The 14,002-nt window shown below is 71.7% G+C and carries 16 protein-coding genes and 1 riboswitch; of the genes, 11 read left to right on the top strand and 5 right to left on the bottom strand.

Annotated features, from left to right (window positions below; all coding sequences use genetic code 11):
- Positions 1–63: 63 nt before the first annotated feature.
- Entirely contained in the window at positions 64–1,224 is a 1,161-nt protein-coding gene (locus ACFVHO_RS11950; RefSeq protein ID WP_385712641.1) for a haloacid dehalogenase-like hydrolase, read from the bottom strand.
- 175 nt (positions 1,225–1,399) lie between these two features.
- Between ACFVHO_RS11950 and ACFVHO_RS11945 the strand changes: the two genes are divergently transcribed.
- From ACFVHO_RS11945 to ACFVHO_RS11910, 8 genes are all read left to right on the top strand, one after another.
- Entirely contained in the window at positions 1,400–2,311 is a 912-nt protein-coding gene (locus ACFVHO_RS11945; RefSeq protein ID WP_385712639.1) for a helix-turn-helix domain-containing protein, read from the top strand.
- On the top strand, positions 2,308–2,814 hold the full coding sequence (locus tag ACFVHO_RS11940) for a VOC family protein (RefSeq protein WP_385712637.1): 507 nt from the start codon (positions 2,308–2,310) through the stop codon (positions 2,812–2,814). The genes ACFVHO_RS11945 and ACFVHO_RS11940 overlap by 4 nt, the downstream gene beginning before the upstream one ends.
- A riboswitch (cobalamin riboswitch) is annotated at positions 2,812–2,999 on the top strand. (Overlaps the previous gene by 3 nt.)
- Positions 3,000–3,056: 57 nt before the next feature.
- Positions 3,057–4,100: an ABC transporter substrate-binding protein gene (locus ACFVHO_RS11935; protein WP_385712635.1), complete on the top strand. Its 1,044-nt coding sequence runs from the start codon at positions 3,057–3,059 to the stop codon at positions 4,098–4,100.
- Complete coding sequence (locus ACFVHO_RS11930; RefSeq protein ID WP_385712633.1) at positions 4,097–5,152, top strand: FecCD family ABC transporter permease; 1,056 nt, start codon at positions 4,097–4,099, stop codon at positions 5,150–5,152. Before ACFVHO_RS11935 ends, ACFVHO_RS11930 begins: the two co-directional genes overlap by 4 nt.
- Entirely contained in the window at positions 5,149–6,069 is a 921-nt protein-coding gene (locus tag ACFVHO_RS11925) for an ABC transporter ATP-binding protein (RefSeq protein ID WP_385712632.1), read from the top strand. The genes ACFVHO_RS11930 and ACFVHO_RS11925 overlap by 4 nt, the downstream gene beginning before the upstream one ends.
- An 82-nt stretch (positions 6,070–6,151) precedes the next feature.
- A complete protein-coding gene (locus ACFVHO_RS11920) occupies positions 6,152–6,649 on the top strand; it encodes an MmcQ/YjbR family DNA-binding protein (RefSeq protein WP_385712630.1) in 498 nt (165 codons plus the stop codon).
- A gap of 116 nt (positions 6,650–6,765) precedes the next feature.
- Positions 6,766–7,056: a DUF6355 family natural product biosynthesis protein gene (locus tag ACFVHO_RS11915; RefSeq protein ID WP_385712629.1), complete on the top strand. Its 291-nt coding sequence runs from the start codon at positions 6,766–6,768 to the stop codon at positions 7,054–7,056.
- Positions 7,057–7,277: 221 nt separating this feature from the next.
- A complete protein-coding gene (locus tag ACFVHO_RS11910) occupies positions 7,278–7,883 on the top strand; it encodes a hypothetical protein (protein WP_385712627.1) in 606 nt (201 codons plus the stop codon).
- Positions 7,884–8,096: 213 nt separating this feature from the next.
- Here the strand turns inward: ACFVHO_RS11910 and arsM are convergent, their stop codons facing one another.
- Positions 8,097–8,849, bottom strand: a complete 753-nt coding sequence (gene arsM / locus ACFVHO_RS11905; RefSeq protein ID WP_385712625.1) for an arsenite methyltransferase — start codon at positions 8,847–8,849, stop codon at positions 8,097–8,099.
- Between the two features lie 94 nt (positions 8,850–8,943).
- Here arsM and ACFVHO_RS11900 point away from each other — a divergent pair, with 94 nt between their 5' ends.
- The gene (locus ACFVHO_RS11900) at positions 8,944–9,318 is read left to right on the top strand and encodes an ArsR/SmtB family transcription factor (protein ID WP_385712623.1); all 375 of its coding nucleotides are present in this window, start codon (positions 8,944–8,946) and stop codon (positions 9,316–9,318) included.
- Here the strand turns inward: ACFVHO_RS11900 and ACFVHO_RS11895 are convergent, their stop codons facing one another.
- The 3 genes from ACFVHO_RS11895 to ACFVHO_RS11885 form a co-directional block, all read right to left on the bottom strand.
- Entirely contained in the window at positions 9,319–10,323 is a 1,005-nt protein-coding gene (locus tag ACFVHO_RS11895) for an arsenic resistance protein (protein WP_385712622.1), read from the bottom strand.
- A 161-nt stretch (positions 10,324–10,484) separates the two neighbouring features.
- On the bottom strand, positions 10,485–11,657 hold the full coding sequence (gene chrA / locus ACFVHO_RS11890) for a chromate efflux transporter (RefSeq protein WP_385712620.1): 1,173 nt from the start codon (positions 11,655–11,657) through the stop codon (positions 10,485–10,487).
- Between the two features lie 231 nt (positions 11,658–11,888).
- Positions 11,889–12,308, bottom strand: coding sequence for an arsenate reductase ArsC (locus ACFVHO_RS11885; protein WP_385712618.1), 420 nt, complete (start codon positions 12,306–12,308; stop codon positions 11,889–11,891).
- A gap of 91 nt (positions 12,309–12,399) precedes the next feature.
- Here ACFVHO_RS11885 and ACFVHO_RS11880 point away from each other — a divergent pair, with 91 nt between their 5' ends.
- Both ACFVHO_RS11880 and arsB read left to right on the top strand, forming a co-directional pair.
- On the top strand, positions 12,400–12,711 hold the full coding sequence (locus ACFVHO_RS11880; protein WP_385712616.1) for an ArsR/SmtB family transcription factor: 312 nt from the start codon (positions 12,400–12,402) through the stop codon (positions 12,709–12,711).
- Positions 12,711–13,817: an ACR3 family arsenite efflux transporter gene (arsB, locus tag ACFVHO_RS11875; RefSeq protein ID WP_385712614.1), complete on the top strand. Its 1,107-nt coding sequence runs from the start codon at positions 12,711–12,713 to the stop codon at positions 13,815–13,817. The genes ACFVHO_RS11880 and arsB overlap by 1 nt, the downstream gene beginning before the upstream one ends.
- Positions 13,818–14,002 lie beyond the last annotated feature (185 nt).

Here is a 14,002-nt window from a genome sequence, read left to right as displayed (position 1 = left end):
GCCCCGGGGTCGACCGACCCCGGGGCTCCCGTTCCGCTCAGCCGGTTGTTCCGCCCGTCACCGTCAGCCGATCTGATCCGGCGTCACCGTCAGCCACCGCTTGTCCGCCGTCACCGGCTGTCCCAACTCCCGCTGCCGCGCCGCGTTCTTCCGCTTCATCCCGTCCAACTGCTTCATGTAGCTGTCCTTGCGGTTGACCCACACGCGCACGCCGCCGTTGCGCACGTCCGCCGAGTGGAACAGCATCGGGCCGTCGCTCACGGGGGTGTCCCCGGCGACGAGGGCCGGCTTCTTCCACTCGTCGATGTACGTGGAGATGGCGGCGGGCTTGCCCTGGTACCAGGTCAGCGGTGCCCACAGGTTCGGCGTCAGCTCGTACTTCGCGAGCCGCGCCCGGTCCTTTGGGCCGAACCTGCCCTCGGCGATCTCCTTGCGGGAACTGGTCACCCGGCCCGTCTTCGGGTCCTTGAGCTGCAGGCCCACGCCGATGACGTTCTGCGGCTTCACGCCGTACCCGTACTTCGGGTCGGCGAGCACCATCCGCACCAGGTCCTCGCTGGCCGCGCTCACCACGTACACCTCGATGCCGTGCGCGCGCAGCGACTTGTACAGCTCCCGCATGCCGGGCGAGAACTCCGGCCGTTCCACCTCGGTCCTCGTGACCTTGCCGTGCTCGTCGAAGTACGTCGCCGGGATCGGCTTGTCGTACGCGAGGAGGTCGTCCACGTACCCCTTGAGCTTCTTCAGGGTGAAGCCGGAGAAGATCTGCGCCGCCCACGGGTAGCAGACCTGGTCGTCGACCTCGCAGAGCCGGTTGTAGTAGCTGTACAGGCTCTCCTTGTGCGTGGCCGTGTCCTTGAACGGGATGACCTTCAGGGACGGGTCCATCGACTCGCGGCTCAGGACGCCCTTCATCTCCAGGAACGGGAGGAGCGACTCCTCCAGGTCGTGGCGGTACGTCGTGTTGTCCGCGTCGAAGACCGCGTACGCGCCGCGCCCCTCGTTCTTCGCGATCACCTTGCCGAGCTTCGCCGCCACCGGCTTCGGCCAGTGCTTGAGCTCGGCCGTGGCGGCGCGGGCGGCGGCGTTCTTCGCGGGCCCGGACCGCTTGCTCGCCGCCTCCGCGTCGGCCGACGGCCACAGCGCGCCGCCCGCGAACACCGCCGCCGCGAGCGCTCCCGCCGCCCCGGCGACGGCCAGCCTGCCCTTTGCTCGAATTGCCATGGTTCCCGTTCCCTGGAAGCGCTGAGCCGACCCGTCCGGAGCGGCGCGTCATGGTACGAGGACGCCGTACCGGATTCCCATGATCGAGGTCACCGTGCGTGCCGGGCATGGGACGCGCGGACGCGGGTAGCCGCACCGGACGACAGGCCCGGCCGCGCCCGCGCACAATGGGCTCATGGGTTCCACGGCCACGGACACCACCGCCCCGGACGGCGCCGCCGCGTCCCGCGAGTTCGTCCGCGCCGCGCCCCCGCCCGGCGGCCTGGTCGTGTCCGCCGTGGGCTACCGCACCCAGGGCCAGCGCCCCGCCCTGCACCGCGGCCTGCCGTCCCCGTACCTCACGCTGATCTTCTCCCTCGACGGCCCCGTCACCACCGGCCGCACCCCCGGCCAGGCGACCGGGCCCGACGCCGTCCGCACGGACATCGTCGTCGGCGGCCTGCACCAGAGTCCCGCGTACGTCGTCCAGCCCGAGCACGAGGCCGGCATCCAGCTCGCCGTGCACCCGCTCGCGGCCCGCGCGCTCCTCGGCCTGCCCGCCTCCGAGCTCGCCGGGCAGCTCGTCACCGACGGCACCGACGTCCTCGGCCGGGTCGCCGCCGACGTACGGGAACGCCTCTGCGAGCAGGACGACTGGGGCGACCGGTTCGCCTTCCTCAACGCCTACTTGGCGCGCCGCGCGGCCGACGCCGAGCGTGCCGGGGGCGTCCGGCCCGAGGTCGGCGAGGCCTGGGCCTGGCTCGCCCGGCACCGCGGCGCCGGTACCCTGCGCGGCCTGTCCGCGCACGTCGCCCTCAGCGAACGCCGGTTGTCCGCGCTGTTCCGTGCCGAGACCGGCGTCACCCCCAAGCAGGCCGCCCGCCTCATCCGCTTCCAGCACGCGAAGGCCGCCGTCGTCCGCGCGGTCGCCGCGGGCACGCGCCCCGACCTCGCCCGGATCGCCGCCGACCGCGGGTACTACGACCACTCCCACCTCGTACGGGACTTCCAGCAGTACACGGGCCTGAGCCCCACCGCCTGGCTGGCCGAGGAGTGCCGGAATATCCAAGCCGGAGGGCACGCGGGCGGCGAAGACTGGGACGCATGAACACCAATGAATCCCCGCAGAACGTGCAGATCACGCAAATCGGCCAGGGCGACCAGGCCGACCCGGCCGACCCGACCGCGGCGAACCGTCGCGCGCCCGACGTCTGGGCGACCTTCCAGGCCGACGACGCCCCCGCCCTGATCGACTTCCTCGTCGGCACCGTCGGCTTCCTGCGCACCGCCGTGTACGAGGACGGCGACCGCGTCGCCCACGCCCAGCTCGACTGGCCCGAGGGCGGCGGCGTCATGCTCGGCAGCTACGACCCGAAGGCCGCCGAGTGGTGCCTGCGGCCGGGCACGTTCGGCGCGTACGTCGTCACCGACCACGTCGACGACCTCTACCGCCGTCTCACCGCCGCCGGTGCGAAGGTGATCCGCGAGATCGAGGACCAGCCGTACGGCAGCCGCGAGTTCGCGATCGCCGACCCCGAGGGCAACAAGTGGTCCTTCGGCACCTACCGCGGTGAGCCCGCCCCGACCAGGGGCGATGCCACACCGGAGTGATAGCTTGCGGACGCCAGTCGTACCCACACCTGGGTCGGGGAATCCGGTGGGAATCCGGAGCTGACGCGCAGCGGTGAGGGGGACGGGCGGGGCCAGCGGCCACTGGGAGTCCACGGACCCCCGGGAAGGCGGCCCCGCCCGGACGAACCCGAGTCCGAAGACCTGCTGGCACCGCCGTCCGCACGGGCGGCGGAGTTCGCAGACCAGGCTCCGCGCATGAGCCCTGAGACTCGGGAAGACGTGTGCCTTCGACCACGCGACGCGTTCGCCGTATACCCCTCACCGCCCTCCTGTCCGCGGGCCTCGTCCTGCTGACCGCGTGCGGCGGCTCGCCCGCGAAGACGTCGGACAAGGCGCGGGCGGGCTACCCCGTCACGCTCACCGCCTGCGGCGAGCGGACGAAGGTGCAGGCCCCGCCGAAGCGGGCCGTCTCCCTCGACCAGGGCTCCACCGAGATCCTCCTCTCCCTCGGCCTCGCCGACCGCATGGTGGGCACCGGCACCTGGACGGACCCCGTCCTGAAGGGCCTGGCGAAGGAGAACGCCAAGGTCCCGCGGCTCGCGGACCGCTACCCGTCGCTGGAGAAGGTCCTCGACAAGGAACCGGACTTCGTCAGCGCGTCGTTCCTCTACACGGTCGGCAAGGGCGGCGTCGCCGACCGCGCCAAGTTCACCGCACTCGGCGTGCCCGTCTACGTCTCGCCGACCGACTGCGCGGGCAAGGACAACGCCGGTGACGACGACGGCACCCGCACCAAGACCCTCACCATGGACACCGTGTACGGCGAGATCCGCGACCTCGCGCGCGTCTTCGACGTGGAGAAGCGCGGCGAGAAGCTGATCGCGGACCTCAAGTCCCGCGCCGCGCGCGCCAAGAAGTCCGTCGACGCCTCCGACACCACCCTCATGTACTGGTTCGCCAACTCCGAGTCCCCGTACATCGCGGGCTGCTGCGGGGCCCCCGGCGTCATCACCCGCGAACTCGGCGTGAAGAACGCCTTCGCCGACACCCGCGAGGAGTGGCCCCAGATCAACTGGGAGACCATCGCCGACCGCGACCCCGACGTGCTCGTCATCGGCGACCTCACCCGCAGGTCCCAGTCCGCCGAGAGCGCCCGCCAGAAGATCAAGTTCCTGGAGTCCAACCCGGCCACGAAGAACCTCACGGCCGTGAAGAAGAAGCGCTACGTCCTGCTCAGCGGCCAGGCCCTGAACCCGAGCATCCGCACCGTCGACGGCATCGAACAAGTCGCGGCGGCGCTGCGCGAGTTCGGCCTGACGAAGTGAGCGCCGCCGCGGGCGGCGCCGGCCCGCACCGTCTGCGCTCGGCGGTGCGCGGCGGACTCCTCACCCTGGCCGGGCTCGCGGTCCTGTTCCTCTCCGTCGCCGTGGCCGTCACCATCGGCCCCGCCGACATCTCCGTGCCCGACGTGTGGTCGGCCGTGGCGGCCCACCTCGGCTGGGGCGAGGCCGAGCTGACGCCGATCCGCGACGGCATCGTGTGGAACCTGCGAATGCCGCGCACGCTCCTCGCCGCGGTGTGCGGCGCGGGCCTCGCCGTGTGCGGGGCGGTGCTCCAGTCACTCCTTCGCAACCCGCTCGCCGACCCGTTCGTGCTCGGCGTCTCCTCCGGCGCGTCCACGGGCGCCGTGGCCGTCGTGGTCCTCGGTGTCGGCGGGGGAGCGCTGTCGGTCCCGGCGGGCGCCTTCGTCGGCGCCGTCCTGTCCTTCGCCCTGGTCATGCTGCTCAGCCACACCCTCGGCGACACCACGGACCGGGTGGTCCTGTCCGGTGTCGCCGCGATGCAGCTCTTCTCCGCGCTCACCTCCTTCGTCGTCCTCACGGCCGCCGACGCCGAGACCACGCGCGGCGTGCTGTTCTGGCTGCTCGGCTCGCTGAGCGGCGCGGCCTGGACGGACGTCTGGACGTGCGGCGCGGTACTCGCCGTCGCGCTCGTCGTGTGCCTGCTGCACGCCCGCACGCTGGACGCGTTCGCCTTCGGCCAGGACGCCGCGGCCACCCTCGGCGTCCACGTGGGCCGGGTGCGCGTGCTGCTGCTCTGCACCACGGCGCTCCTGACGGCGGCCCTGGTCAGCAGCGCCGGGGCGATCGGGTTCGTGGGCCTGGCGCTGCCGCACGCGGCCCGGGCGGTGGTGGGCGCGGGCCATCCGCGGCTGCTCCCGGTGACGGCGCTCGCGGGCGCGGTGTTCCTGATCTGGGTGGACACCCTCGCCCGCACGGTCCTCGACCCGCAGGAGGTCCCGGTGGGGGTGGTCACGTCGCTGATCGGCGTACCGGCGTTCGTGGCGGTGCTCTACCGGACGAGGAAGAGCCGATGACGTACGGGAAGGCGCGGGAGCCGATGACGTACGAGAAGGCGCAGGAGCCGACGGCGTACGAGAAGGCGCAGGAGCCGACGGCGTACGAGCAGACGGAAGAGCCGTCGGCGTACGAGAAGCCCGCGCCCCCCGGCCTCGCGGCGGCCCGGGTCTCCCACGAGGCCGGTGGCCGCCTCATCGTCGACGGCATCACCCTCGCCCCCCGCCCCGGCACCACGCTCGGCCTCATCGGCCCGAACGGCTCCGGCAAGTCCACGCTCCTGCGCCTCCTCGCGGGCGTCCTCGCGCCCGCCGCGGGCGTGGTCACGCTGGACGGCACGCCGCTGCCCCGGCTCGGCCGCAGGGAGACGGCGCGCAGGCTCGCGGTGGTCGACCAGCACGCGAGCACCCAGGTGGAGCTGACCGTACGGGAGGTGGTGGCCCTCGGCCGCATCCCGCACCGCAGGCCCTGGTCAGGGAGCACGCCCGCCGACGAGGCCGCCGTCCGGGACGCCCTCGACCGCACCTCCCTCACCGACCGGGCCGACCAGTCCTGGCACACCCTCTCCGGCGGCGAACGCCAACGCGCCCACATCGCGCGCGCCCTGGCCCAGGCCCCCCGCGAGCTCCTCCTCGACGAACCCACCAACCACCTGGACATCCAGCACCAGTTGGACCTCCTGAACCTGATCGCCTCGCTGCCCGTGACGACGGTGATCGCGCTGCACGACCTCAACCTGGCCGCCATGTTCTGCGACGAGATCCTGGTCCTGAAGGAGGGCAGGGCGTACGCGCACGGCACACCCGCGGAGGTCGTCACCGAGGGGCTGATCGCGGAGGTGTACGGGGTGCGGGCGCGGGTGACGCCACCGGCGGACCCGCTGGACCACGTGTCGGTCCGCTTCCTGCGCACGCCCCCGCGGCAACAGGATCCTTAAACTCGCCCGAGAAGCCGCGGCAGGCTCACCGGAAGGCCCGCTGCGAGCTCACCGGAAACCCGCCAGCCAGGGGGAGACACCCATGACGCGCCAGAGGATCCCGGCCGACGACGAGGTCCCCCTCGACGTCCTCACCCACCTGCGCACCGTGTGCCTGAGCCTCCCCGACGCACACGAGGAACCGGCCTGGATCGGCACCCGCTGGCGTATCCGCACCGCGACCTTCGCGCACGTCTACCTGACCGACTGGACCCGTTCCCACTCCCCGTCGGCGCGCGCCATCGCGACCGAGGGCCTCACCACGACGCTCACGTTCCGCTCGACCGGCGAGGAGTTCGAGGCCCTGACCAACGCGGGCGCCCCGTTCTTCCGCCTCTCCTGGGGCAGGAACGTCGTGGGCATGCGCCTGGACGAGGCCACCGACTGGGCCGAGGTGGCGGAACTCCTCACCGAGAGCTACCGCGTTCAGGCACCGAAGCGGCTCGCGGCGCGGGTCGGCCCACCCCCGGCGACCGGGTCCCCGGGGGAAAACGGAGGAGATCCATCCGATCGGCGGAGGGGGGAACGTTCTTCCAGGTGAACGGGGCGCCATTCGATCAACCGAGGTGTCACGGGGCTGCGATCCTCGGGCCGAAAGCCGCCGCGGACCGCTCACCGGTCCGGGCCGAACCGACCCCCCTCACCAAGGAGTTCCCCGTGCCTGTCCGCCGCCTGGTGACCAGTGCCCTCGCCGCCACCGCTCTCGCCTTCACGTCCCTGGGCGCGGTGACCGTCACCGCGACCCCCGCGGCCGCCGACCCGTGCGGTTTCTACGAGACCTCCGCCGACGCCTTCTACAACCACTGCACGTCGGACGGCTCCCGCGTCGTCATCGAGGTCAGGGTCTCCATGGCCCCCGACTACGAGCGCTGTGTCGGCCCCGGCAAGACGTGGCTGGGCTCGGCGAGCAAGATCCAGGGGGCGCACTACGTCAACCGCACCTGCTGACGACCGGACTTCGGTGAGAAGGTGACGCTGCCGGCGGGCAGCGCCACCAGCGGCCCGGGCCCGCGCGCACCAGCGCGCACCCGGGCCGCCGCCGTTCCCCTCAGGGGGACAAGCTCTCCTGGCTCCTCCCGGGAGCCTCTTGTTGGTCTACACCAATAAAGTACAGTTTGCGCCTGTGCGACGTAACCGAGTCGCTTCAGGCCCTGCCGGAGAGCCAGTTGATGATCCCTCGCATACGTACGACAGCGCGCACCGCCGCCCTGGGCGCGACCGTCGTCCTCCTGGTCGCGGCCTGCGGCGGCCCCGCCGACCGGTCCGAGGGCACGTCCGGCCGGTCCGGCGAGGAGTCGCCCGCGTCCAGCGCGCCGCCCGCCGACAAGGAGCAGGAGCTCGTCGAATGGGGAAAGGGCGACGCGGAGGACGGGTTGCGGCGGGCCCAGAGGGCCATCGGTTATGACGACACACCTGCCGAATGGGTCAGCGACGGAGTCTCGTTCTTCCCCGAGGGGCTCAAGGAGACGTTCCCGACGCCGGGCAAACGGCCCTACCGCCTCGACATCACGTGTGCGGCACCGAACACCGACGAGATCACACTCACGCTCGCCCGTGGTGACGACGAGCAGGAGTGGATCGTCCCGTGCGGCGAAGGGCAGGCGGACCAGTTCAACATCCCGCCCGGCGCCACCCCGTTCACGGCCCGCGTCGCCCCCGACGGGCGGCGGTCCGAGAACTTCGCCCAGATCGTCTGGCGCCTGAACACCATCGCCCCGGACGACGTGTTCGAGTGCGAGGACGACATCGTCGGCTGCGACGAGGACGAGTCCTAGCCGACGGCCGGCGCCCTCCTAGAGGCTGTCCAGGAAGTTGCCGACGGCCTCCACCACGCGGTTCTTGCGGCGGTGCGCCTTGCTGCAGTAGAGCCGCCTGCGCCATCTGCGCGACTGCGGCACGGGTGTGTTGCACCACGTGCACGGCAACGTTCGTGTCCTTGGCGTTCTTGCGGTCCTTGCTGTTCTTGATCCCCCGTACATGCCCGCACTCTAACCGGTGGGCTTGGTGGCGCGGACGATCGCGGACCGCATGCTGTCGGCGACGGTGTGGGTCGGGGTGATCTCGACGCCGGTGAAGCCTGCCGCTTCCAGGCCGCGCCGGTACTCGGCGAAGGACAGCGCGCCCGCGATGCAGCCCACGTAGTCGCCGCGTTCGGCCCGCTGGGCGGGGGTGAGGGTGTCGTCGGCGACGACGTCCGAGACGCCGATGCGGCCGCCCGGGACCAGCACGCGGAACATCTCCGCGAAGACGGCGTCCTTGTCGGTGGACAGGTTGATCACGCAGTTGGAGATCACGACGTCGACGGTGTTCGCGGGCAACGGGACGGCCTCGATGGCGCCCTTGAGGAACTCCACGTTGGTGGCGCCCGCCTTCTTCTGGTTGGCCAGCGCGAGGGCGAGCATCTCCTCGGTCATGTCCAGGCCGTACGCCTTGCCGGTCGGCCCGACCCTGCGGGCGGACAGCAGGACGTCGATGCCGCCGCCCGAGCCGAGGTCGAGGACGCGCTCACCCTCGTGGAGATCGGCCACGGCCGTCGGGTTGCCGCAGCCGAGCGAGGCGGCGACGGCCTCGGCGGGCAGGGTGTCGCGCTCGTCGGCCGCGTACAGGGCGCCGCCGAAGTTGTCGTCGACCTCGACGGGCTCGGGCCCGCAACAGCCGGTGCTGCCCTCGGCCACCTGGACGGCGGCGGCCGCGTACCGCTTGCGGACGGTCTCACGCAGGTCGGTGGGCTGATCGCTCATGACGCGCCTCCTGGAGGAGAGAAACGGAGCTTCTTGATTCGAAGTCTGTCGATGTAACGTTGCGCCTTGGATCGAAGTTTGTCAACATAGAGGAATGTCGAAACAAGAGCTCGTGGTGCTGGGGCAGGCGGCGGCCGACGGATGCTGCCCGGGGCTGCTCACCGCGCCCCTGGGCGAGGATCAGGCCGTCGAACTGGCCAAGGTGTTCAAGGCCCTGGGCGACCCGGTCCGGCTGCGGCTCCTCTCGATGATCGCCTCGGGCGCGGGCGGCGAGATCTGCGTCTGCGACCTCACCCCGGCCTTCGACCTCTCCCAGCCGACCATCTCCCACCACCTCAAGCTCCTGCGGCAGGCCGGACTCATCGACTGCGAGCGGCGCGGCACCTGGGTCTACTACTGGCTGCTTCCCGAGGCGACCGACAAGCTCGCCGGGATCCTCACCCGCCCCGGAGGGTCCGCCCCCGCGTAGTCACCTCGTCGTCGGAGTCCGCTCGCCCCGCGCCCCCTCGGGGAGCAGCCGGGGGACGGCCCGGACGTAGACGACCATGCCGATGACCTCGACGAGGGTCTGTGTGACCACGACGACGGCGGCGACGGCGTACGCGTCGGGCAGGGCCAGGGCCAGGGGCAGCACGACGAGGGAGTTGCGGGTGGCGCCGGTGAAGACGAGCGCGCGTGCGCCGGGGGTGTCGAGACGGAAGAGGCGGGCGACGGCCTTGCCCGCGAAGGCCATCACGAGCAGGAACAGGGCGTAGCAGGGGACCACGGCCGCTACGTCGGTGAGGTTCCCGCCGAGCTTGGGGACCTGGGAGGCGACGACGGTCAGGAGGGTCGCGGCCATCAGCGGGACCATCGTGGTGGTCGCGGCGTCGGACACCTTCTGTCCGGCTTGCCCGCGCCCGGCCCACGCCTGCAGGGCCCAGGCCAGGGCGAGCGGCACGACGATCAGGACGAGGAACGCCTCCAGGAACGGGCCCGCCTCGACGACGTCGCCCAACTCCGGGCCCATGAACACGTACAGGAAGAGCGGCAGCAGGAGCATCTGGCCGATCAGCAGCAGGGGTGTCGCGGCCAGCAGACGGCGGCTCGCGCCGCCCGCGAGCCCGGAGAAGACGATCACGTAGTCGACGCAGGGACACAGCAGGACGAGCAGCACGCCGACACGTACGGCCTGGTCGGCGGGGAGGAAGGCGAACATCGCGGCGACCACGAGCGGTACGACGGCGAAGTTCACCACCAGGGCGGCGGACAGGAACCGGGCGTCCTTGAGGGAGCGCAGCAGTTCACGGGCCGGGACCTGGAGGAAGGTCACGAACAGCAGGGCCGCGAGGACCGGGTTGATGGCGTGTTCCAGGCCGGGCCCGGCGTCCGGCGCGGCCAGACCGAGTGCGGCGCCCGCGGCCATCGCGCCCAGGTAGACGGCCACCTGGTGGTCGTCCATCCGGTCCACCAGGCTCCGCGCGTCCTGCGACATCCGTGTGCACGCCCTTCGTGGTCGTTCTGGTCCGTTCCGGTCGGCAGGGCAGCCGGTCGGGCAGCCGGTCGGCCGGAGCTTCCATCCTCACAGGACACCCCTGACCTCAGCCGACCGACCACCAGCCTGGGCCTGTCAGCCCCCGACCTCAGCTCCCGACATCAGCCGACCGACCACCCGGCCAGAGCCGCCACCGCGCCCAGAGCACCGGCCGTCAGGAGTGCGCTCACCACGCCGCGGCGGGCCGCCAGCAGCCAGACCGCGGCGCCGACGAGCACCCCGTACTGCCACAGGTGTTCCAGCGCCAGCGCGAGGGGGATCGCCGAGCCCATGATCGCGCCGATGACCGCGGGCCCCGCGCCCGTGAAGAACGCCTGCACACCGGAGTGCGCCCGGATCCGGTCGAACCGGGGACCGCCGACGATGACGAACAGGAACGACGGGGCGAAGGCCACGGCGGCGGCCAGCAGCCCGCCCGGGATCCCGGCCGCCGCGTAGCCGACGACGGCGACGGTCTGCACGACGGGACCGGGGGTCACCTGGCCGAGCGCGACCGCGTTGAGGAACTGGCCGTCGGTCATCCACTGGTACGTGTGGACGGCGTCGGCCTGCATCAGCGGAATGATGACGAAGCCACCGCCGTAGGACAGCGCGCCGACCTTGAACGCCACCCACGCGAGTGCGGCCATCCCTCCGGCGGCGGGAGCCGCGACGGCGAGCGGCACCGGCCACGCGGCACGCCGCCCCGGAGCGCTGCGGGTGCGCACCGCGACCTCCAGCAGACCGGCCGCGACCAGCACCAGCACCATCCACGGGCCCACCACCGCGGCCGCCGCGCCACCCGCGAGGAAGTAGCAGGCCCAACGGACCCCGGCCGCCCGCCGGTCACCGGCCCGCCGCCAGCTCGCCGGAATCAGCGCGGTGGCCGCCTGGACGGCGACAGCGGCGACGGCCGCGCCCGCCCCGGCGGCGGCGCCGCGCACCCACAGCGGCGGACTCCCTGCGAGGAACAGGGCGGCCAGGGCGAGGATGAGGACAAGCCCCGGCACGATGAAGGCCAGACCGCCGACCAGCGCTCCGGCCAGACCGCGCAGCCGCCAGGCGGAGAAGATGGCCAACTGCGTGGAGGCGGGCCCGGGAAGCAGATTGGTCGCCGCGATGCCGTCCTCGAACTCGGCCGCCGCGATCCAGCCCCGCCGCTCCACACACAGCTTCCTGAGCAGGGCGATGTGGGTGGGCGGCCCCCCGAACCCGACGCAGCCGATGCGTCCCCACTCCCGGAGGATCGTCCCGAGCCCCACCCGCGGCCGCACGACCTCGGCCGCACCACGCACACCACGGACGCCGCCCGGGCCACTGACACCACCAGAGCCGCTCACACCACCAGAGCCGCTCACACCACCAGAGCCGCTCACACCACCAGAGCCGCTCACACCACTCACACCGCTTGTGCCGTCCACCGCACCTCTTCCCCGCACCGGGCTTCCTCCGGGCGGCGTGACCCTACCGGCCGGGTGTGAACGGGCTCTGTCCGCGGCTGGTCGCGATCTCTCCTCGTGTCGCGATCACTCCTCGCGCGACGCGTCCACCTCGGCGATCAGTGCCACGACGCGCCGCTCGATCTCGTCGCGGATCGGCCGCACGGCCTCGACCCCCTTGCCCGCGGGGTCCTCCAGCCGCCAGTCGAGATACGTCTTCCCGGGGAAGACGGGGCAGGCGTCGCCGCAGCCCATGGTGATGACGTAGTCGGAGGCCTGGACGGCCTCGGGGGTGAGCACCTTGGGCCGGGCGGCGGAGATGTCGACGCCGACCTCCCGCATCGCCTCGACGGCGGCCGGGTTGACCTGGTCCCCGGGGACGGACCCCGCGGACCGGACCTCGATCCGGTCGCCTGCGAGGTGGGCGAGGAATCCGGCGGCCATCTGGGAGCGCCCGGTGTTGTGGACGCAGACGAACAGCACGGAGGCGAGCGGGGTGGGGGCCATCGATTCTTCCTTCGCGGAGCGGGGCGCGTCTGGGAGCCATGAGGTCAGCCTGCACTGGCATCATCCCAGACTGATATGAAAGTATCAGTCCATGATGACGTCAGTCGACACTGATCTGATCCGGGTCCTCGCCGACCCGCTCAGGCTCCGGATCGTGCACCTGCTCGCCCAAGAGACGCTGTGCACCACACACCTGGTGGAGGAAACCGGCGCGAAGCAGACCAACCTCTCCAACCACCTGCGGGTGCTGCGCGAGGCCGGGTTCGTGGAGACCGAACCGTGCGGCCGCTTCACCTACTACCGTCTCAAGCCCGATGTCATCGCCACGCTGGCCGGGCAGTTCACGGAACTCGCCGAGACGGCGCGTACGACGGCGGAGACCGGTCGGAAGCGGTCCTGCTGATGACGGCGACCCGGCCGACCGGAACCGGCAAGCCGAGCAGGGCGACGACTGCGGTCGAGCCGGGCATCGTCCGGAAGCTCTCCGCCCTGGACCGCTTCCTCGCGCTGTGGATCCTGGCCGCGATGGCAGTCGGCCTCGGCCTGGGACGGCTGATCCCCGGCCTGAACGACGTGCTCGCCAAGGTCGAGGTCGGCGGCATCTCCCTGCCGATCGCGCTCGGGCTGCTGGTCATGATGTACCCGGTCCTGGCCAAGGTCCGCTACGACAAGCTCGACGCCGTCACCGGCGACCGCAAGCTGATGGCATCATCGCTGGTCATCAACTGGCTGGCCGGACCGGCCGTCATGTTCGCACTCGCCTGGATCTTCCTGGCGGACCTGCCGGAATACCGCACTGGCCTGATCATCGTCGGCCTGGCCCGCTGCATCGCCATGGTCATCATCTGGAACGACCTCGCGTGCGGCGACCGCGAGGCCGCCGCCGTCCTCGTCGCCCTCAACTCCGTCTTCCAGGTCCTGGCGTTCGGCCTGCTCGGCTGGTTCTACCTCGACCTGCTGCCCGGCTGGCTCGGCCTGGGCGAGGGCGAGCGCCTCGACATCTCGATGTGGAAGATCGCCCTCAACGTCGTCATCTTCCTGGGCGTCCCGCTCCTGGCCGGCTTCCTCACCCGCCGCGTCGGCGAACGGAAGCTGGGCCGCGAGGCGTACGAGTCCGACTTCCTGCCGAGGATCGGCCCGTGGGCCCTCTACGGCCTGCTCTTCACGATCGTCGTCCTCTTCGCCCTCCAAGGAAAGACGATCACCTCGCAGCCACTGGACGTGGCCCGGATCGCGCTGCCCCTCCTGCTCTACTTCGCACTCATGTGGTTCGGCACCTTCGCCCTCGGCAAGGCGATCGGCCTGCCCTACGACCGCACCACGACCCTCGCCTTCACCGCGGCGGGCAACAACTTCGAACTGGCCATCGCGGTGGCCATCGCCACCTTCGGCGTCACCAGCGGCCAGGCACTCTCCGGTGTCGTGGGTCCGCTGATCGAGGTGCCGGTCCTGGTGGCACTGGTCTACGTATCCCTGGCGTGGCGAGGGAAGTTCACCCCCGCCACCTGACAGAAACGGCCGTCGGCCGCGCCTTCCTGGAGAGGAAGGACACGGCCGACGGCCCACGGACGGCCCAGGCGAGCGGAGTCCCGCTTCGGCCTGGGGGCCTGCTAGATGTCGAAGTAGAGATGGGAAGCGGCCATGACCTGCGGTGACGTTTGTCCTGCGAGTAGGTCGGTGCACAGGCGGTGCAC

Source organism: Streptomyces sp. NPDC127108 (genome assembly GCF_042677545.1).
Classification (GTDB): Bacteria; Actinomycetota; Actinomycetes; order Streptomycetales; family Streptomycetaceae; genus Streptomyces.
The sequence above is the reverse complement of the archived record's forward strand: the minus strand, read 5'-3'. Positions and strand labels throughout refer to the sequence as shown.